The following is a 17,815-nucleotide window of genomic DNA, read 5'->3' on the forward strand; positions in this document are numbered from 1 at the left end:
ATAGGATGTTTTGATGAATCAAAACCACCATTTTAAGCCGTTTATTGTTACATCGAAAGGCCTGAAATCCAAGTTTGAGCGAAAACCCACCCATTCTGAGCGAAGATCTGGAATTTTGAGCGTAGCTTGTCGATTCTGAGCGTTACTCGAAGATATTGAGCGAAACGAGGGTCATCTTGCGCGAACGTGTAACAGATTAAAAGAACACGTACCGTAAAACTTAAAACGAGGGCTGACGACCGTCAGCCACCCTTATATAGAGAGGTATTTCAATCCATAATGAAGAAGATGGAGAACATCCATCTTTTTTTATATAAACAAGAGAATAAGGATGTTTTGATGAATCAAAACCACCACTTTTAGCCGTTTATCGTTACATCGAAAGATCGTCACCCATCCTTTTCTAAAACTAAAAAACAAACAACCAGCCATAAACTACACTGGCTGGTTTCTTCTTTTCATAATTAAGGTATATCCATAGTATGGAGCAATTGCCCAAACAGGTAGGGAATCTTTTCGCCGGTTACCCGGAGGAATTGATTAATAAAAGGGAGCTCTTGTGAAGTATAAGTGTGAAATAGTTCACTCCACCATTCTGTATCATAACGGCTAATCATACTTAGGTTATAGAGCAGAACATAATGGACCATCAATTCATTGAGGACAGACATCTGAAGCAGATCCCGATCTACCGGAAAATAGTATGTATCTTCAGCGAGATGGTAATGAAGAGGAGCACAATCAAATGGAATCAATCGCTCTTTAACTAGAAGGCGATAATCATTTTCATCTTTTACTTCTAACTTAATTTTTGAAGAAAACATACTATTCATGTACTCCTCAAATCGATCTGCCGACATGTGCAGAAAATCAGCAGCTTCTTTAGATAGTAAAAAGGTATCGTTGGACTCTTTGATTAATTTCATCTGATAGATAACACCAGTCATTTGTTTGTACAGAGGAGTAAGTTCCGGGAGTGTGCTTAATAAGTCATTCATCATAAACTTTTCGCCCTCTATATGTTTCATGTGAAACATTTTTTCGCAAAAGTGATTAAACAATCCCGATTTCTGTACTTTCACTTCATCATTTAAAAATTCATAACTGCGCTTTTTTCTTTTTCTAGTTGATAAGCCATGGGCTAAAACGGAACTGGAATCGGGATAATCAGGATCATTACATAGGATGCATGCCTTCATCAACTGTGTCATCCCGTAAAAGAGAAGAACCGGTTTAAGTTCAACAGGAGCTTGATCAGCTAAATTATAGTATTTTTTTCCGTGTTCAATATAGTAAATAAATCCATACGTGTTATCAAAACTTTTTCCGTTGCTATCCTGCAGTTCATGTTTTTTATATTGATTAGCTAGAAATTGCTGGGTTTTTTGAGAGGAAAAGAACATATCAAACATAGACCAAACATCATACTTCATTACCACGGGTTGTTTTCCTCCTGCAATTTAAATTATTTGAAAAATCGAACATATCTTGTATTCCTTGACACTAGTTTACCCAGTTGATAATCTACAAATAATATTTTTCAGGATTAAAAATTTGAAGGGGTGGGTTTGGCATGTGGCAAGATAAATTTGCTAAAGAAGGATTAACGTTTGATGATGTTTTATTAATTCCTGCAAAGTCTTCCGTTCTTCCTAATGAAGTTTCCATTAAAACAAGGTTGTCTGATTCAATACAATTAAATATTCCGATCATTAGTGCTGGGATGGATACTGTTACGGAAGCAAACATGGCGATTGCTATGGCGCGTCAAGGCGGACTTGGGATCATCCATAAGAATATGTCGATTGAAGAACAAGCTGAACAAGTTGACCGTGTAAAACGATCAGAGAGCGGTGTAATCACAAATCCGTTCTATTTAACACCAGAACATCAAGTTTTCGATGCGGAGCACCTAATGGGTAAATACCGGATCAGCGGTGTACCGATTGTAGATGCAGATAAAAAGTTGGTAGGCATACTAACAAACCGAGATTTACGTTTTGTTCAGGATTATTCCATAAAGATCTCGGATGTAATGACGAAGGAGAACTTAGTAACAGCTCCTGTAGGAACTACATTAAAAGAAGCAGAAAAAATTCTTCAACAATATAAAATCGAAAAACTTCCTTTAGTTGATGAAGATGGTACGCTTCAAGGCTTAATCACGATCAAGGATATTGAAAAAGTGATTGAATTCCCAAATTCTGCAAAAGACTCGCAAGGACGTCTCTTAGTAGGTGCAGCAGTGGGAGTTACAAAGGATGCATTACTACGGGTTGAGAAGCTTGTAGAAGCTGGTGTGGATGCAATCGTTATTGATACAGCACACGGACATTCAGAAGGTGTGTTGCAGAAAGTAGCAGAGGTAAAAGCGACTTATCCAGACTTAACGATCATAGCAGGTAACGTAGCAACAGCTGAAGCAACGCGTGACCTTATCGAAGCTGGAGCTAACGTTGTTAAAGTAGGAATCGGACCTGGATCAATCTGTACGACTCGTGTTGTTGCGGGTGTAGGTGTACCACAAGTTACTGCTGTATATGACTGTGCGACAGAAGCTAAGAAATATGGTGTACCGATCATTGCTGACGGCGGTATCAAATATTCAGGAGATATCGTTAAAGCACTTGCTTCAGGTGGACATGCTGTCATGTTAGGAAGCATGCTTGCTGGAGTATCAGAAAGCCCAGGGGAGCGTGAAATCTTCCAAGGACGCCAGTTTAAGGTTTATCGCGGAATGGGCTCTGTTGGGGCAATGGAACGCGGCAGCAGTGATCGATATTTCCAGGAAAATAATAAGAAACTTGTTCCAGAAGGCATTGAAGGGCGCGTACCGTATAAAGGACCTCTAGCAGATACAATCTATCAGCTACTCGGAGGCATCCGCTCAGGAATGGGATATTGCGGAACAGCTACAATCGAAGAGCTTCAAAATAATTCTCGTTTCGTAAAAATTACGGGAGCAGGACTTCGTGAAAGTCATCCTCACCAAGTTCAAATTACAAAGGAAGCACCGAATTATTCGGTCTAAAGGCACATTTTCAGACAGAGGTATAACCTCTGTCTATTTTTTTGAAAAGGTGTATGTTACAATAATTTTTGTGTGTAAATGGGTATGGAGGTGCAGTTTTTTGAACAGCAAGATTAAGCAACTATTAGCGTTGACGCTAGTATTTTCATTTGTATTTGGAAGTTTATTTAGTTTTTCTCAAACAGCAAGTGCAGCGCCTGCTTTAGATATTAAAGCTGAAGGTGCTATTCTCGTAGATGCAGAAACAGGGAAAATATTATATCAGAAAAATGCTGATGCATTACTTGCTCCTGCAAGTATGAGTAAGATGATGACTGAATACTTATTGTTAGAAGCAATTGATAAAGATAAGATTTCATGGGATCAGAAAACAAGTATTTCTGAGTATGCACATAAGATTTCACAAAACCGGTCATTATCAAACGTACCATTGCGTGTCGATGAAAAGTATACTGTACGTGAATTGTATCAATCGATGGCGATTTATTCAGCGAATGGTTCAACGATTGCCTTAGCCGAGCTTTTAGCTGGTTCTGAAGGTGAATTTGTTAAAAAAATGAATGCTAAAGCTAAAGAGTTTGGCATGAAAGACTATAAATTTGTTAACTCTACAGGTCTTAACAATAAAGATTTATTCGGTAATCATTCCACGGGTTCCGAAACAGATGAAAACATGATGAGTCCGCGTGCAACTGCAATTCTTGCTTTCAGATTGCTGCAAGACCATCCTGAAGTATTAGAAACAGCAAGTATTCCACGTATGAAATTCCGTAAAGGTTCAGATGATGAGATTCAAATGGAAAATTGGAACTGGATGCTGCCTGAGCTGAACAGTGGTTATAAAGGGGTAGACGGGCTGAAGACGGGTTCTACAGACCTTGCGGGTAACTGCTTTACAGGAACGATCAAACAAGGCGATACACGACTTATATCGGTTGTAATGAATACTGATAGTCGTTTAGCTCGATTTAAAGAAACGAAAAAGTTATTTGATTATGGATTCGCTAATTTTGAAAAAGAAAAAATCTTGCCTGCTAACTATCAAATTAAAGGCAACAAAACGGTCCCTGTTGTAAAAGGTAAAGATAAAGAAGTAAACGTGGCAACAAAAGAACCTCTTTCTATGGTTATTAAAAGAGGAGAAAAAGAAAACTATAAGCCAAAATTCGTAGTTGATAAGAAGAAACTAACGAAAGACGGTGAACTGACTGCTCCCATTAAAAAAGGAGAAACAGTTGGACATATCAAAATCGAGTATAAAGGGAAAGGTGACGATTACGGTTACCTGCTTGATGGAGATAAAGAAGGGAAAACAGAAGTTGTAACAACAAAATCTGTTGAAAAAGCAAACTGGTTCGTTCTTGCACTACGAGGAGTCGGAAGCTTCTTTGGCGGAATCTGGTCCGGAACAGTGGACATGATTAAAGGGTTGTTCTAATTACTAATATCTTAGCTCTTCAGCGAATGCTGAGGAGCTTTTTTATAAAAGCTATTTTGGATACATGGTTTGCTCTTGATAGTAGTTGATTTCCGCTCTTAGATACTCGCTTTCAGCAGGGCGTGCGGTGGCGCGTTGTACCAATAGGAGTCCCCACCTGACCGCTCGTCCCACAAGAGTCTCGTATCATGGTATCATGCGTTCAATCAACTTGGTTGGGAAGTTTAAAACTATCAACAAAATACAACTATCTTCAAAAGCGAATATTTTCTGAAAATAGAGAGTCTTGCGCTTTTCATGAATTGCGATAAAATAGATGAGGACTAGTTTAGTTTTAAAAGAACCGAGGTAATCGGTTATACCACATATAATCAGGGGGTTTGTAGCATGTTAAAAACAGGTACTGAACGTGTAAAAAGAGGAATGGCAGAAATGCAAAAGGGCGGCGTTATTATGGATGTTATTAACGCTGAGCAAGCGCGCATCGCTGAAGAAGCTGGTGCAGTAGCCGTAATGGCATTAGAGCGTGTCCCTTCAGATATTCGTGCAGCAGGCGGAGTAGCTCGTATGGCTGATCCAACAATCGTTGAAGAAGTATTAAATGCTGTATCCATTCCTGTAATGGCTAAAGCACGTATCGGACATATCGTAGAAGCACGTGTGCTTGAAGCGATGGGTGTTGACTATATCGATGAGAGTGAAGTATTAACACCAGCAGATGAAGTTTTCCACTTGTTGAAGAGTGACTACACAGTTCCTTTCGTATGTGGTGCTCGTGATCTTGGAGAAGCATCACGCCGTATTGGTGAAGGTGCATCCATGCTTCGTACAAAAGGTGAGCCTGGAACAGGGAACATCGTTGAAGCGGTTCGTCACATGAGAATGATCCAAGGACAAATCCGCAAAGTTGTAGCGATGAGTGAAGACGAGCTTATGACTGAAGCTAAAAACTTAGGTGCTCCATTCGAAGTGCTGCTTCAGATCAAAAAAGACGGAAAGCTTCCTGTAGTTAACTTTGCAGCAGGCGGTATCGCTACACCAGCAGATGCAGCACTTATGATGCAGCTTGGTGCAGACGGCGTATTCGTAGGATCTGGAATCTTCAAATCTGAGAACCCAGAAAAATTTGCTCGTGCGATCGTTGAAGCTACTACACACTATCAAGATTACAAATTAATCGCTGAACTTTCTAAAGGTCTAGGTACTCCTATGAAAGGTATCGAAATTTCTACACTTGCTCAAGGCGAGCGCATGCAGGAGCGAGGCTGGTAAGTACATGCTGAAAATCGGAATTCTTGCTTTACAAGGTGCAGTACAGGAGCATGCTAAAGCGATAGAAGCTTCTGGAGCACAAGCTGTAGCAGTAAAACGTGTGGAAGAGCTTCATGATCTTGATGGCTTGGTTATACCAGGCGGCGAAAGCACAGCAATGAGACGCTTAATCGATAAATATCAATTCCTTGAGCCGTTGAAGGAATTTGCTAAAAATAAACCTGTTTTCGGTACTTGTGCAGGAATGATCTTAATGGCTAAAAGGATTCAAGGTCAGGACAGCGCTCACCTAGAGCTGATCGACATGACCGTAGAACGTAACGCATTTGGTCGTCAAGTTGACAGCTTTGAGGCTGATCTTATGATTCACGGAGTTGGGGAAGACTTTACGGGTGTATTCATCCGAGCACCATACATCGTAGAAGTCGGTCCTGATGTTGAGATCCTTTCAAAGCATAACGATCGAATCGTTGCAGCTAAACATGGCCACTTCTTATGTGCAGCATTCCATCCGGAATTGACGGACGACTACCGTTTACATCAGTATTTTGTGAAAATGGTACAAACAAGTAAAGAAGTAGTTGCATAAAATAAAAAAATACTGTACATTACTATAAAATCATCATAAAAAATCAATGACAGGAACTAGTAGCAAAGATGCCTTTGTGTAGAGAGTCGGTGGCTGGTGAAAACCGATCGAAGCGTTTTGTGAATCCATCCTCGAGTGAAAAGCTGAAGCCAGTAAGCTTTTCCGGTGAAGAACCGTTATCTTTAAACGAGCCGGCAATAGGCACAGTTCTATTGCAATCAGGGTGGCAACGCGGGTTAACTCTCGTCCCTGTTTCTAATGTGATCATTAGGAGCAGGGGCGGGAGTTTTTTAATTTTTATAACGAATAAAGGAGGAAACAAGCATGTTAGATTTAAAATTTGTTCGTGCTAATTTTGAAGAAGTAAAAGAAAAGCTGTCTGCAAGGGGAGAAGATCTTTCTGGTTTAGATCAGTTTGAAGCCCTTGATCAGCGCCGTCGTGAATTAATCGGTGAAACGGAGGCGTTAAAATCAAAGCGTAATGAGGTATCTAAACAGGTAGCTGAATTCAAGCGTGAGAAAAAAGATGCTGATCATCTGATCGCCGAGATGCGTGAAGTAGGGGATAAGATTAAGACAATCGACGAAGAACTTCGTCAGGTTGAAGAAGACCTTAACGGAATCATGCTTACATTGCCTAATATCCCGCATGAAAGTGTACCTGTTGGAGAAACAGAAGATGACAACGTACCAGTCCGCCATTGGGGAGATGTACCGGAGTTTTCTTATGAACCAAAGGCTCACTGGGATATCGCGACTGAATTGAACATCGTTGACTTTGAACGAGGTGCAAAGGTTACAGGAAGTCGATTTGCCTTCTATAAAGGTCTTGGAGCACGTTTAGAACGAGCTTTGATCAACTTTATGATGGACTATCATGAAGACGAACATGGCTATACAGAAGTCCTTCCGCCATACATGGTTAACCGTCAAAGCATGACGGGCACGGGGCAGCTTCCTAAATTTGAAGAAGATGCATTTAAGATTCGTGAAGAAGATTATTTCCTCATCCCAACGTCCGAGGTTCCGGTGACAAATATGCACCGTGAAGAAATCTTAACTGCAGAGGAACTTCCGATCACGTATGCAGCATACAGTGCTTGCTTCCGTTCTGAAGCAGGATCTGCTGGCCGCGATACACGAGGATTAATCCGTCAGCACCAGTTTAATAAAGTAGAGCTTGTACGCTTTGTGAAACCAGAAGATTCTTATGATGAGCTCGAAAAGTTAACGGGCCATGCTGAAAAAATTCTTCAGCTGTTAAACCTTCCATACCGTGTATTAAGTATGTGTACGGCTGACCTAGGATTTACAGCTGCCAAAAAATACGATATCGAAGTATACCTTCCAAGCTACGGGGAATACCGCGAAATCTCTTCTTGCTCTAACTTTGAAGATTTCCAAGCCCGCCGTGCTCAAATTCGTTTCCGTAGAGAACCAAAAGGAAAGCCAGAATTTGTTCATACACTAAACGGGTCTGGCTTAGCGATCGGCCGTACGGTAGCCGCTATTTTAGAGAACTACCAACAAGAAGATGGAACGGTCATCATTCCAGAAGTGCTTCGTCCATACATGGGGAATAAAGAAGTAATTAAGTAAAAAAAGAGAGGAATTTTTTCCTCTCTTTTTTTATTTTTTTTTAAAATAAACGTTGACACTCAAATTACCACATGTTATTATAGTTCTTGTCAGTCACACGGAGGTATACCCAAGTCCGGCTGAAGGGATCGGTCTTGAAAACCGACAGGGGTGTAACAGCCCGCGGGGGTTCGAATCCCTCTACCTCCTCCATATACATACTCAACCTCATCTGAGCTTATCAGATGAGGTTTTTTGTTATATTTTTTTTCTTAAAGATACTCCCATTCATAACTCAAAAAATTAATTTGTTTGTAAACAATGTAAGCGCTAACACTTTAAAGGATTAAAAAAACTTATTGACAGAACTTTTCGACAGGTAGTATGATGTCAATTATAACTTAATCAAATAATCAACACTTATTAAGAGAGACTGAGGGATCAGGCCCAATGAAGTCCGGCAACCTCCATTATGGAACGGTGCTACTTCCTGCAGAATGATTGATTCATTCTGGAAGATAAGTCGATGTAACTATTCGCCCTCTTCCACAGAATGAAGAGGGTTTTTTATATTGAAGGAGGACAGAAACATGATTGAAGTACGTGATGTAACAAAAATATATACCGCTAAAGGAAAAGACATTGTAGGAGTTAAGAATGTATCCCTCACGATCGAGAAGGGTGAGATCTTCGGGATTGTGGGCTATAGTGGTGCAGGCAAAAGTTCTCTCCTCCGTTGCTTAAATTTATTAGAGAAGCCAACATCCGGTGAGATTTTAATCGACGGAGTCCCGATTACCACCTTATCTAAAAAAGAACTTCGTGAGGAACGGCTAAAAATTGGAATGATCTTTCAGCATTTTCATCTGATAAGCGCAAAGACCGTTTTTGAAAATATCGCATTCGCACTACGAGCTGCCGGAAAGAAGAAAGCAGAGATTAATCAAAAGACCCTTGAGCTCCTGCAGATGGTTGGATTAGAAAACCAAAAGGATCAATATCCTGCTCAGCTGAGCGGAGGACAAAAGCAGCGAGTCGGCATTGCACGTGCACTAGCCAATGATCCTAAAGTTCTGCTTTGTGATGAAGCGACTTCTGCACTTGATCCAAATACAACAAAATCTATTCTTTCACTACTTAAATCCATTAATAAGAAGCTTGGCATAACGATTGTACTGATCACTCATGAGATGGAAGTTGTAAAAGAGATCTGCCACAGAATGGCAGTGATGCAGGACGGCGAGATCATCGAAGCGGGCGATGTATATAACTTATTCGCCCATCCAGAAAAAGAATTAACTAAAACGTTTATCAGCAGTGTTATACAGATGGAACTTCCTGAACCACTCTTAAAAGGACGTAAAGGCGTGGTCATCAAAATTCATTTCAAGGGTGCGATCGCAGAAGAAGCAGTCGTCTCTGAGCTCTTTCAAAACTTTAAGGTAAAAGGAAATATCCTTCATGGAAAGATCGAATACATTCAGGAAACCCCATTAGGCATTTTTATCATGGAACTGTTAGGTGAAGAGGCAGAAGTTAAAAGGGCCATCACGTACATTAAAGATCGTATACAAAATTTAGAGGTGGTGAAGCAAGTTGCTTGATTCATTGTACAGCATCCTTCCAGATTTGAATAAAGCGTTTTTTGAGACATTATATATGGTCGCGATCTCATTAGGGGTTGCATTAATCGTCGGCCTTCCACTAGGAATCGCATTATTTGTTACAGACAGGGGTTTATTCTTTGAAAATGTTTGGATCAAACAGGTTGCGGGTGTTTTAGTAAACCTGATCCGTTCGGTACCATTTATCATCCTTCTTGTAGCTTTGCTGCCTTTAACGCAGTTGATCACAGGTACAACGATCGGACCAACTGCTGCTTCAGTATCACTCTCTGTAGCCGCTATACCATTCTTTGCACGCTTAGTCGAAACTTCATTAAGGGAGATCGATAAAGGTGTGATCGAGGCCGCTGTTGCGGTAGGAGCAACACCATGGATGATTATCCGTGAGGTGCTGCTTCCTGAAGCGAAACCTGGGATCGTCCAAGCGATTACAGTCACAGCCATCAGCTTATTAGGATATTCTGCAATGGCGGGTATTGTAGGGGGCGGAGGAATCGGTGACTTTGCGATTCGATTCGGCTATTACAGATATGACAACACCATCATGCTTACTACAGTTATCTTGCTGATCGTTATCGTGCAGCTTATGCAAGTCATTGGTGACGGAGTAGCTCGAGCGGTAAATAAAAGATAAGACAACAAAGGGGATCTCATAAATGAAAAAGATAGTACTTACTCTATTTACAGCATTGGCTGTACTGGCTTTAGCCGCTTGCTCTTCCACATCAGGCTCACCAAAAGATAAAGAAGTTACTCTGGGTGCAACTGCCGGCCCTTATACGGACATGGTAAATAAAGCGATCAAACCTTCTTTAGAGAAAAAGGGATATAAGGTTAAGGTTATTGAATTCAGTGATTACATTCAGCCTAACTTAGCACTTTCTAAGGGAGACCTCGACGCGAACCTTTTCCAGCATAAAGTGTACATGGAGAACTTTGCTAAAGAAAAGAACCTTAAACTCTCTGAAGTCATCATTGTCCCTACAGCACCAATGGGACTGTACTCGAACAAATTTAAATCGGTAGACGAGATCAAAGAAGGAAGCACACTTGCGATCCCTAACGATCCTGTAAACTTAGCCCGTACGTTAATCATGCTAGAAGATGCAGGACTCATTACGATCAAAGAAAATGTTAACCAGCTGACCGCTTCTGAAAAAGATGTAAAAGATAATCCGAAAAACTTAAAATTTAAACCGTTAGAGGCAGCCCAGCTTCCGCGTGCAGTACAAAGTGCGGATCTTGCTGCTGTGCCAGGGAACTTTGCACTTGCTGCTAAAATGGATCTATTAGATGCGATTCAGCTTGAAAATATGCCTGATACGTACAGAAACCGTGTAGTTGTTAATACGAAAGATCTTAAATCGGAATTTGCTAAAGATATTAAAGAAGTAGTAGAATCGAAAGAATTTGAAAAAGTAATCGATGAAGAGTTTAAAGGCTTCGGTAAGCCGGAGTGGATGAAAAAATAATAGTAAATCCCCTTGCTCAGATGTATTGAACAAGGGGATTTTTATCTTTTATAAACGAACTTCACGTTTCGTTTCAATCTTTTGTGCGATTTTTTCGATGATATGATTGATTGATTCAGGATTTTCACGAATGTCATAATCGTTAATGTTTACACGGAGCACCGGACAAGAATTAAAAGATGCGATCCACTTTTCATAACGATCGTACATTTCTTCCCAATATGAAACAGGTGTCTCTTGTTCCATCTTGCGTCCTCGCTTCTGGATGCGAGCTAGTATATCATCTAGCGAGCCTTCGAGATAGATCAAACAATCTGGCTGAGGGAAATAAGGGGTCATCACCATCGCTTCAAAAAGGTGTGTATACGTCGCAAAGTCTACTTCTGACATATTTCCTTTATCATAATGCATACGAGCAAAAATCCCTGTATCTTCATAGATTGAACGATCTTGGACGAATCCTCCGCCATAATCGAACATTCTTTTTTGTTCTTTAAATCGTTCTGCTAAAAAGAAAATCTGCAGATGAAAACTCCATCTTTTAAAATCGTGGTAAAAATTTTCTAAGTAAGGATTGTTATCGACCTTTTCCATAGATGTACGGAAATTTAACCGATCAGCAAGAGCGTTGGTCAATGTTGATTTACCTGCACCAACCATGCCTGCTACAGTTATGACAGCATCATTTGGTATGCCGCATTGTACAAACTTGTTCATTTTGCAACTTCTCCTTTTTTCAAAGCTGCTTCTATTAAGGATAAAATTTTCTCTTTATCCGTTTCATACGCAACAAAATCAAGATCGTCTCCATTAAAGCTTAGCACCGGAATCTCAGGATGCTGTCTTTTAAACGCAGACATGAACGTATCATAATCAGCAGCAAGCTGTTCTAAGTATGCTGGCTCCATGTTTTGTTCAACGAACCGTCCACGCTTACGAACGCGCTCTAATAATGTATCAAGGCTAGCATTTAAGTATATGATCATGTTCGGAACAGGCATATCTTCTGTTAAGATATCAAAGCACTGCATGTATTTATGATAATGACGGTCTTTTAGCGTTCGACCGGCAAAAATTCGGTTCTTAAAGATATGATAATCGGAAACAACAGGTATGTGCTTTGCTAAGTATTGATTTTGAATATCTTCTAGCTGTTTGTACCTGTTACAAAGAAAGAACATCTCGGTTTGAAAACTCCACTCATCGATGTCGTCGTAAAATTTTCCGAGAAAAGGATTCTCTTCTACAATTTCCTCTAAAATTTGAAAATTAAAGTGTTCGGCAATCGCTTTTGCCAGTGATGTTTTCCCTACGCCAATCGGCCCTTCAACTGCGATAAAGGGGGTTGAACTCATCTTCCTTTTCCTCCCTTTCTTTAACAAAACGAAAAATTACAGACAAAGAATATTGTAGCATACGTTTGGAAAAGGTGGTTAGATTATCACTAAAATTAATCGAGATTCACAGCATCTTAGTATATATTTTTTTGTTTGCTTTTTTTAGCTTCCTCAATGATAGCCTTTAGATCTAACTCTTCACTTAAACTTATATCGGCATCAAGTGTTCGTTCCATTAATAGTAATGCTCTTTTATTGTCTTCTTCTATATTAGATGCGGAACAATCAGAAGGTGTATAAATAGTGAATCCGCGCATGTAAGCATCATTTGCAGTAAAGAGAACACAAATATTGCCTGCAACACCGCATAGGATCAGTGTTTGGATGTCCAGGTCATTTAATAAGGTGGATAATGGAGTTGAAAAGAATCCTGAGTGTTTTGGCTTTATAACAAAATAGTCGTCATCATCTGGCTGCAGTTGTTTAACGAACTCTCCGCCATCCTGTTCCATACAGTATTCCACAAGTTTTTGTTTATCAGACTGCCATTGTCCGAAATTATCATTTACATATATAACAGGTATTTCTTCCTTTTTAGCACGTTTCTTTAAGTTTGCTATCTTTTCTGCAATAGGAGCTGATGTTTTCAATAAAAGTTCAGCTTCAGGAAAATTAAAGTCATTGATTACGTCAATAATAAGCAAAGCGACTGGGATCTTGTCTTCTTTTTTCGGCATGGAAGTCCCTCTCCTTTATTTTTTAGATGATTGTTGATTTCGGTTGCAGGTTGCTTGCTTTCCACGGGAGCGGGTGGTGATCCTCTATAAAGTACACGAAAAATGTAATATACAATGTCGAGGAGTCTTACACCTGTCACTTTCAATCATATTGTATTGAAAGGATTCCTTTCTTTATTATTTACAAAACCTCTTGTATAATCTCTAACAACTAAAACTTTGGAGCGGGACGTATCATGAACCAAATAGAAAAAGATGAATACTTTATGCAACTTGCGTTAAAAGAGGCGAAGAAAGCGGCTGATATCGGTGAAGTTCCGATCGGTGCTGTATTAATAAAAGACGAAGAGATTATTTCGAAAGCTCATAATTTACGTGAAGTGGAACAAAGAGCGATCGCACATGCAGAATTATTAGCGATCGATCAAGCTTGTAAAGAAAACGGAGCATGGAGACTCGAAGGAACGACTTTATATGTCACTTTAGAGCCTTGCGCCATGTGTGCAGGCGCAATCGTTCTCTCTAGAGTGAACAGAGTCGTATACGGTGCTAAAGATCCAAAGGGTGGCTGCGCGGGTACGTTGATGAACCTTTTAGAAGAAGATCGTTTCAACCATCAGTGTGAAGTTGTCTCAGGTGTAAAAGAAGAGGAATGCCGAGAGATTCTTTCAACCTTTTTTAGAAATCTCCGGGATCGAAAAAGGAAGGAAAAGGAAGAGAGGAAGAAGGGTCTTTAAGGCTTGTATGGTTGATTTTTAATAACAGGCATAGTATACTAAGTCTTGCACATTCGATTGTGCATCTAAAAATGTTATACACTTTGTCGCGCTAGATGGGGAGGTAGCGGTGCCCTGTACTCGCAATCCGCTGTAGCGAGGTTGAATTCCTCTCCTCGGTTAGTTTCAACGTATGGCCGACGGACGTAAGTGGTGTTGATGTCCGGGTCCTGCGCAACGGAGACCCATGAACCCTGTCAGGTCCGGAAGGAAGCAGCAGTAAGTGGATCACTTCGTGTGCCGTAGGGCAACCTGGACTGAGCTAACTGCGTTTGTACGCATAGGTTGACTATTCCAAAGAGAGGTGCGCGGCATTCTAATATATAAACAATAACTCATCCTTGTCTCAGGGGTGAGTTTTTTGTAATGTTTCAGTATAATGAAGAAAGAATAAATTGATTTAGGGAGGCAAAGGGATGAGTTATCAGGCACTCTACCGTGTATGGAGACCGCAAAGCTTTGAAGATGTGGTCGGGCAGGAACACATAACGAAAACGATTCAAAATGCCTTGATGCAGGACAAGCTTTCCCATGCCTACCTGTTTTCAGGACCAAGAGGAACGGGAAAAACAAGTGCAGCTAAAATTATTGCGAAAGCCGTTAACTGCGAACGTGCTCCAGTTTCAGAACCATGTAATGAATGCGATGCTTGTATAGGCATAACGAACGGGACCATTTCAGACGTTCTCGAGATCGATGCGGCGTCAAATACGGGCGTTGATGATATTCGTGACATTCGGGACAAAGTAAAGTTTGCTCCTTCATCCGTAACATACAAAGTCTATATTATTGATGAAGTACATATGTTATCCACGGGAGCGTTCAATGCTCTTTTAAAGACGCTGGAAGAACCCCCGAGTCATGTTATTTTCATCCTGGCAACAACAGAGCCGCATAAGATCCCGGCTACGATTGTTTCAAGATGTCAGCGTTTTGATTTTAAGCGGATTTCATCGCAGTCGATCATTGGGCGGATGAAAAAGGTCGTGGATGCAAACGGAACAGAAGTAGAAGAAGATGCTTTGCAATTATTAGCCCGTGCTGCTGAGGGCGGGATGCGTGATGCACTTAGCTTATTGGACCAGGCGATTTCATACAGTGACGATAAGGTGAGAGTCGAGGATGTACTGTCCGTAACCGGATCAGCTTCCCAAAAGCATCTTTCAGATATGGCAGAAGCCTTTTTAGCAAAAGATGTATCAAAGGCTTTGACTATATCAACAGATCTTCTACAAGAAGGAAAAGACCCTGTTCGTTTCTTAGGAGATCTGATCTATTACTACAGAGACATGCTCTTGTATAAAGCAGCACCACAGCTTGAAGAGCTGTTAGAGCGCGTTTCAACGGATGAGTCGTTCGAACGACTGGCCTCATCTACTGAAACAGAGAATATCTATTCGATCATCAGCCAATTAAACCAGGCTCAGCAAGAGATGAAATGGACCAATCACCCTAAAATTTTTTTAGAGACGACGTTCATTAAGATTTGCTATCAAAAACAAGCAGGTGGATCGGTACAAACGGAGAAATCTTCTGTGGAACCTCTTTTACAAAGAATCGAGAAGCTCGAGCAGGAACTTTCTAAGATGAAACAGGGCGGATGGACGCAGAGCGGCGCTCCAGGTTCTTCTGAGCAAGAGGCGCCAAAAGAAAAAAGAGTGATTCGTACGCAAGGTGGAGCTTCACACGGCCAAGTAAAAGAGATGCTGAAAAAAGCCAAAAAACAAAACCTTGTCCAATTAAAAGGAATGTGGGGCGAAATATTAGACAGGATCCGTTCGGAAAAGGTAAGTGCGTATGCGCTGCTGTCTGGAGCAGAACCTGTAGCATGCTCTGACCAAATATTTCTGCTGTCATTTCAGCATGAAATTCATAGACAGATGGCTTCTCAAGAGAATAACAGAAGCTATGTAGAAGGGGCAGTTTATAGTACAATAGGAAAGAACCTGTCCATGCTGTCCATTTTGGATCCGGAATGGCAGAAACTAAAAGCTGAATTCATTAAAGAGCAACAACAAGGCCAGCCGTCTTCTGAAGAGCAGGAAAAAAAGGATGATCCACTTATTACAGAAGCAATCAAATTAGTTGGCGATGATTTAATTGAGATAAAAGAAGAAGATAACGAATAAGGAGGAGTTTTAAGATGAAAGGCAACATGAACAATATGATGAAACAAATGCAAAAGATGCAACGTGATATGGCAAAAGCTCAAGAGGAATTAAAAGATAAGGTGATCGAAGGAACTGCTGGTGGCGGAATGGTTACGGTTAAAGCTAACGGCCACAAAGAGATCATTGATATTGCGATCAAAGAGGAAGTTGTAGACCCTGAAGATATTGAAATGCTTCAAGACCTTGTGCTAGCGGCTACGAACGATGCGCTTAAGAAAGTAGACGAAATGGTTTCACAAGACATGGGCAAATTCACTAAAGGGCTAAACATTCCTGGTTTATTCTAGGAGTTATTCATGCATTATCCTGAACCGATAACGAAACTCATTGAAAGCTTTATGAAATTGCCGGGCATCGGACCGAAAACGGCGGTTCGCCTGGCATTTTTCGTATTGGAAATGAAGGAAGATGACGTACTGGATTTTGGCCGTGCACTGGTCAATGCGAAACGTCAACTTATCTATTGTTCCAATTGTTTTCATATTACTGACCGTGATCCTTGTATGATTTGCGATGATTCAAGCAGAGATCGTTCGACAATCTGTGTCGTTCATGATTCAAAAGATGTTATAGCAATGGAAAAAATGAAAGAATACCGTGGCCTTTATCACGTTCTTCATGGAGCGATCTCTCCTATGGACGGTATCGGTCCAGAAGACATAAAAATCGCCGAACTTTTAAAACGTTTAACCGACGAGGGAGTTCAGGAGATCATTATGGCGACAGATCCAAACATAGAAGGAGAAGCAACGGCTATGTATATGGCACGACTTCTTAAGCCCACAGGTATTAAAATTACGCGTATCGCTCACGGACTCCCGGTTGGCGGAGACCTAGAATATGCGGACGAAGTTACGCTATCTAAAGCGCTTGAAGGCAGAAGAGAAATCTAACTAAAGGGGTTTGCTACATGTTTTTTTCCCGAAAAGGGCGCTTGAAGCGGTCTGGAGATCAACAGTTGCTCCAAAGTCTTAATGAATTAAAAGCAGAATGGATGCATCAAAAAGCAATGGTGGAACGAAGTGTCGAACCATCAGAAGAAGTCATTTTTAAACTTCAGTTAGCAGAATCTAAATATTTCTTCTTATTAAAAGAAGCTAAAAAAAGAAATGTAACGACCAGCAGATTAAAATAACTGCTGGTCTTTTTTTTGGACAACTCCCATACAATGACTAATAAATAAAATTGGTTGTAGGTATAGGAGGTTTTTAAGGTGGAGCCGATTACTGTAATCGCGATACTTGGGACTATCATTTTCGTTCTTTTGCTGGCCGGTGCTCCCATGCGCCCAATTAAATGGCTTGGATTTGGAATCACACGCTTTTGTATTGGAGCATTGCTTCTCTTCTTATTAAATGCGATCGGGAATTCTTTCGATATACACATTCCGATCAATCTGTTCACTGCACTGATATCCGGAATTGCGGGCTTACCAGGATTAGCTTCCCTTGTTGCTATAGAGTTTTTCATTCTAGGATAGAATCCTTCATTAATAATGAATACTGTGATCGGTCCAAAGACTGCCCAGAGGCTAATGAAAAGCCTTCTGGGCATTTTTTATTAAAATCGAAAATAATTTAAAAATAGCTATTGACCAACCTAGCGAACCGTGATATATTATTAAAGTCGCCAAAACGAACGGCGTACTAAATGAGTTTTTACAACAAGTTCTTTGAAAACTGAACAAAAGCAAAGGTAAGGAATTAAGAATGAATTCCGTCAGTAAGAAATTAGAGCAAGTCAAACACTTTTATGGAGAGTTTGATCCTGGCTCAGGATGAACGCTGGC

General features: G+C 40.6%; 18 protein-coding genes, 1 tRNA gene, 1 other RNA gene, 1 riboswitch and 1 other annotated feature. Of the genes, 16 read left to right on the forward strand and 4 right to left on the reverse strand.

All coding sequences use genetic code 11. The features are described from left to right. Window positions 1-464: 464 nt before the first annotated feature. A complete protein-coding gene (locus M3206_RS18310; protein ID WP_251313976.1) occupies window positions 465-1,433 on the reverse strand; it encodes a YaaC family protein in 969 nt (322 codons plus the stop codon). A gap of 140 nt (window positions 1,434-1,573) precedes the next feature. Here M3206_RS18310 and guaB point away from each other — a divergent pair, with 140 nt between their 5' ends. The 9 genes from guaB to M3206_RS18355 all read left to right on the forward strand — a co-directional run bounded on the left by guaB (window position 1,574) and on the right by M3206_RS18355 (window position 11,005). Then, on the forward strand, window positions 1,574-3,031 hold the full coding sequence (gene guaB, locus M3206_RS18315) for an IMP dehydrogenase (RefSeq protein ID WP_251313961.1): 1,458 nt from the start codon (window positions 1,574-1,576) through the stop codon (window positions 3,029-3,031). Window positions 3,032-3,131: 100 nt separating this feature from the next. Then, window positions 3,132-4,469 carry a D-alanyl-D-alanine carboxypeptidase family protein gene (locus M3206_RS18320; protein WP_251313962.1) on the forward strand — a complete coding sequence of 446 codons (1,338 nt, stop codon included), beginning with the start codon at window positions 3,132-3,134 and terminating at the stop codon, window positions 4,467-4,469. A 387-nt stretch (window positions 4,470-4,856) separates the two neighbouring features. Then, a complete protein-coding gene (gene pdxS / locus M3206_RS18325; protein ID WP_251313963.1) occupies window positions 4,857-5,741 on the forward strand; it encodes a pyridoxal 5'-phosphate synthase lyase subunit PdxS in 885 nt (294 codons plus the stop codon). 4 nt (window positions 5,742-5,745) lie between these two features. Next, window positions 5,746-6,330: a pyridoxal 5'-phosphate synthase glutaminase subunit PdxT gene (gene pdxT, locus M3206_RS18330; protein ID WP_251313964.1), complete on the forward strand. Its 585-nt coding sequence runs from the start codon at window positions 5,746-5,748 to the stop codon at window positions 6,328-6,330. Between the two features lie 37 nt (window positions 6,331-6,367). After that, window positions 6,368-6,584: a binding site (T-box leader), on the forward strand. Window positions 6,585-6,654: 70 nt separating this feature from the next. Further along, window positions 6,655-7,929: a serine--tRNA ligase gene (serS, locus tag M3206_RS18335; protein WP_251313965.1), complete on the forward strand. Its 1,275-nt coding sequence runs from the start codon at window positions 6,655-6,657 to the stop codon at window positions 7,927-7,929. A gap of 99 nt (window positions 7,930-8,028) precedes the next feature. Next, window positions 8,029-8,121 (forward strand) — tRNA-Ser (locus M3206_RS18340). 204 nt (window positions 8,122-8,325) lie between these two features. Next, window positions 8,326-8,433, forward strand: a riboswitch (SAM riboswitch). 65 nt (window positions 8,434-8,498) lie between these two features. Continuing rightward, window positions 8,499-9,512, forward strand: a complete 1,014-nt coding sequence (locus tag M3206_RS18345) for a methionine ABC transporter ATP-binding protein (protein WP_251313966.1) — start codon at window positions 8,499-8,501, stop codon at window positions 9,510-9,512. 55 nt (window positions 9,513-9,567) lie between these two features. Continuing rightward, complete coding sequence (locus M3206_RS18350) at window positions 9,568-10,167, forward strand: methionine ABC transporter permease (RefSeq protein ID WP_251313977.1); 600 nt, start codon at window positions 9,568-9,570, stop codon at window positions 10,165-10,167. Between the two features lie 22 nt (window positions 10,168-10,189). After that, on the forward strand, window positions 10,190-11,005 hold the full coding sequence (locus M3206_RS18355; RefSeq protein WP_251313967.1) for a MetQ/NlpA family ABC transporter substrate-binding protein: 816 nt from the start codon (window positions 10,190-10,192) through the stop codon (window positions 11,003-11,005). Window positions 11,006-11,053: 48 nt separating this feature from the next. Here M3206_RS18355 and M3206_RS18360 read toward each other — a convergent pair whose 3' ends face one another. From M3206_RS18360 to M3206_RS18370, 3 genes are all read right to left on the reverse strand, one after another. Continuing rightward, entirely contained in the window at window positions 11,054-11,722 is a 669-nt protein-coding gene (locus tag M3206_RS18360; RefSeq protein ID WP_251313968.1) for a deoxynucleoside kinase, read from the reverse strand. Continuing rightward, window positions 11,719-12,360, reverse strand: coding sequence for a deoxynucleoside kinase (locus tag M3206_RS18365; RefSeq protein ID WP_251313969.1), 642 nt, complete (start codon window positions 12,358-12,360; stop codon window positions 11,719-11,721). Before M3206_RS18365 ends, M3206_RS18360 begins: the two co-directional genes overlap by 4 nt. Before the next feature lie 116 nt (window positions 12,361-12,476). Further along, window positions 12,477-13,079: a cysteine hydrolase family protein gene (locus tag M3206_RS18370; protein ID WP_251313970.1), complete on the reverse strand. Its 603-nt coding sequence runs from the start codon at window positions 13,077-13,079 to the stop codon at window positions 12,477-12,479. 245 nt (window positions 13,080-13,324) lie between these two features. Between M3206_RS18370 and tadA the strand changes: the two genes are divergently transcribed. The 7 genes from tadA to M3206_RS18405 all read left to right on the forward strand — a co-directional run bounded on the left by tadA (window position 13,325) and on the right by M3206_RS18405 (window position 17,506). Next, the gene (gene tadA, locus M3206_RS18375; RefSeq protein ID WP_251313978.1) at window positions 13,325-13,816 is read left to right on the forward strand and encodes a tRNA adenosine(34) deaminase TadA; all 492 of its coding nucleotides are present in this window, start codon (window positions 13,325-13,327) and stop codon (window positions 13,814-13,816) included. 86 nt (window positions 13,817-13,902) lie between these two features. Continuing rightward, an RNA gene (gene ffs / locus M3206_RS18380) (signal recognition particle sRNA large type) lies at window positions 13,903-14,167 on the forward strand. Between the two features lie 104 nt (window positions 14,168-14,271). Then, on the forward strand, window positions 14,272-15,984 hold the full coding sequence (dnaX, locus tag M3206_RS18385; protein WP_251313971.1) for a DNA polymerase III subunit gamma/tau: 1,713 nt from the start codon (window positions 14,272-14,274) through the stop codon (window positions 15,982-15,984). Window positions 15,985-15,998: 14 nt separating this feature from the next. Further along, entirely contained in the window at window positions 15,999-16,313 is a 315-nt protein-coding gene (locus M3206_RS18390; RefSeq protein ID WP_251313972.1) for a YbaB/EbfC family nucleoid-associated protein, read from the forward strand. 9 nt (window positions 16,314-16,322) lie between these two features. Next, entirely contained in the window at window positions 16,323-16,919 is a 597-nt protein-coding gene (gene recR / locus M3206_RS18395) for a recombination mediator RecR (protein WP_251313973.1), read from the forward strand. Window positions 16,920-16,936: 17 nt separating this feature from the next. Then, window positions 16,937-17,161, forward strand: a complete 225-nt coding sequence (locus tag M3206_RS18400) for a YaaL family protein (RefSeq protein ID WP_251313974.1) — start codon at window positions 16,937-16,939, stop codon at window positions 17,159-17,161. Between the two features lie 78 nt (window positions 17,162-17,239). Further along, window positions 17,240-17,506, forward strand: coding sequence for a pro-sigmaK processing inhibitor BofA family protein (locus M3206_RS18405; RefSeq protein WP_251313975.1), 267 nt, complete (start codon window positions 17,240-17,242; stop codon window positions 17,504-17,506). Window positions 17,507-17,815: the final 309 nt, after the last annotated feature.

The sequence above is a fragment of the Fictibacillus phosphorivorans genome (assembly GCF_023715845.1).
Taxonomy (GTDB): domain Bacteria; phylum Bacillota; class Bacilli; order Bacillales; family Fictibacillaceae; genus Fictibacillus; species Fictibacillus phosphorivorans_D.

What these genes read in the sequence shown, in the direction of transcription:
- M3206_RS18310 (WP_251313976.1), bottom strand. Translation starts at nt 1,433, where the DNA reads ATGAAGTATGATGTTTGGTCTATGTTTGATATGTTCTTTTCCTCTCAA.
- guaB (WP_251313961.1), top strand. Translation starts at nt 1,574, where the DNA reads ATGTGGCAAGATAAATTTGCTAAAGAAGGATTAACGTTTGATGATGTT.
- pdxS (WP_251313963.1), top strand. Translation starts at nt 4,857, where the DNA reads ATGTTAAAAACAGGTACTGAACGTGTAAAAAGAGGAATGGCAGAAATG.
- pdxT (WP_251313964.1), top strand. Translation starts at nt 5,746, where the DNA reads ATGCTGAAAATCGGAATTCTTGCTTTACAAGGTGCAGTACAGGAGCAT.
- serS (WP_251313965.1), top strand. Translation starts at nt 6,655, where the DNA reads ATGTTAGATTTAAAATTTGTTCGTGCTAATTTTGAAGAAGTAAAAGAA.
- M3206_RS18345 (WP_251313966.1), top strand. Translation starts at nt 8,499, where the DNA reads ATGATTGAAGTACGTGATGTAACAAAAATATATACCGCTAAAGGAAAA.
- M3206_RS18350 (WP_251313977.1), top strand. Translation starts at nt 9,568, where the DNA reads ATGGTCGCGATCTCATTAGGGGTTGCATTAATCGTCGGCCTTCCACTA.
- M3206_RS18355 (WP_251313967.1), top strand. Translation starts at nt 10,190, where the DNA reads ATGAAAAAGATAGTACTTACTCTATTTACAGCATTGGCTGTACTGGCT.
- M3206_RS18360 (WP_251313968.1), bottom strand. Translation starts at nt 11,722, where the DNA reads ATGAACAAGTTTGTACAATGCGGCATACCAAATGATGCTGTCATAACT.
- M3206_RS18365 (WP_251313969.1), bottom strand. Translation starts at nt 12,360, where the DNA reads ATGAGTTCAACCCCCTTTATCGCAGTTGAAGGGCCGATTGGCGTAGGG.
- M3206_RS18370 (WP_251313970.1), bottom strand. Translation starts at nt 13,079, where the DNA reads ATGCCGAAAAAAGAAGACAAGATCCCAGTCGCTTTGCTTATTATTGAC.
- dnaX (WP_251313971.1), top strand. Translation starts at nt 14,272, where the DNA reads ATGAGTTATCAGGCACTCTACCGTGTATGGAGACCGCAAAGCTTTGAA.
- M3206_RS18390 (WP_251313972.1), top strand. Translation starts at nt 15,999, where the DNA reads ATGAAAGGCAACATGAACAATATGATGAAACAAATGCAAAAGATGCAA.
- recR (WP_251313973.1), top strand. Translation starts at nt 16,323, where the DNA reads ATGCATTATCCTGAACCGATAACGAAACTCATTGAAAGCTTTATGAAA.
- M3206_RS18400 (WP_251313974.1), top strand. Translation starts at nt 16,937, where the DNA reads ATGTTTTTTTCCCGAAAAGGGCGCTTGAAGCGGTCTGGAGATCAACAG.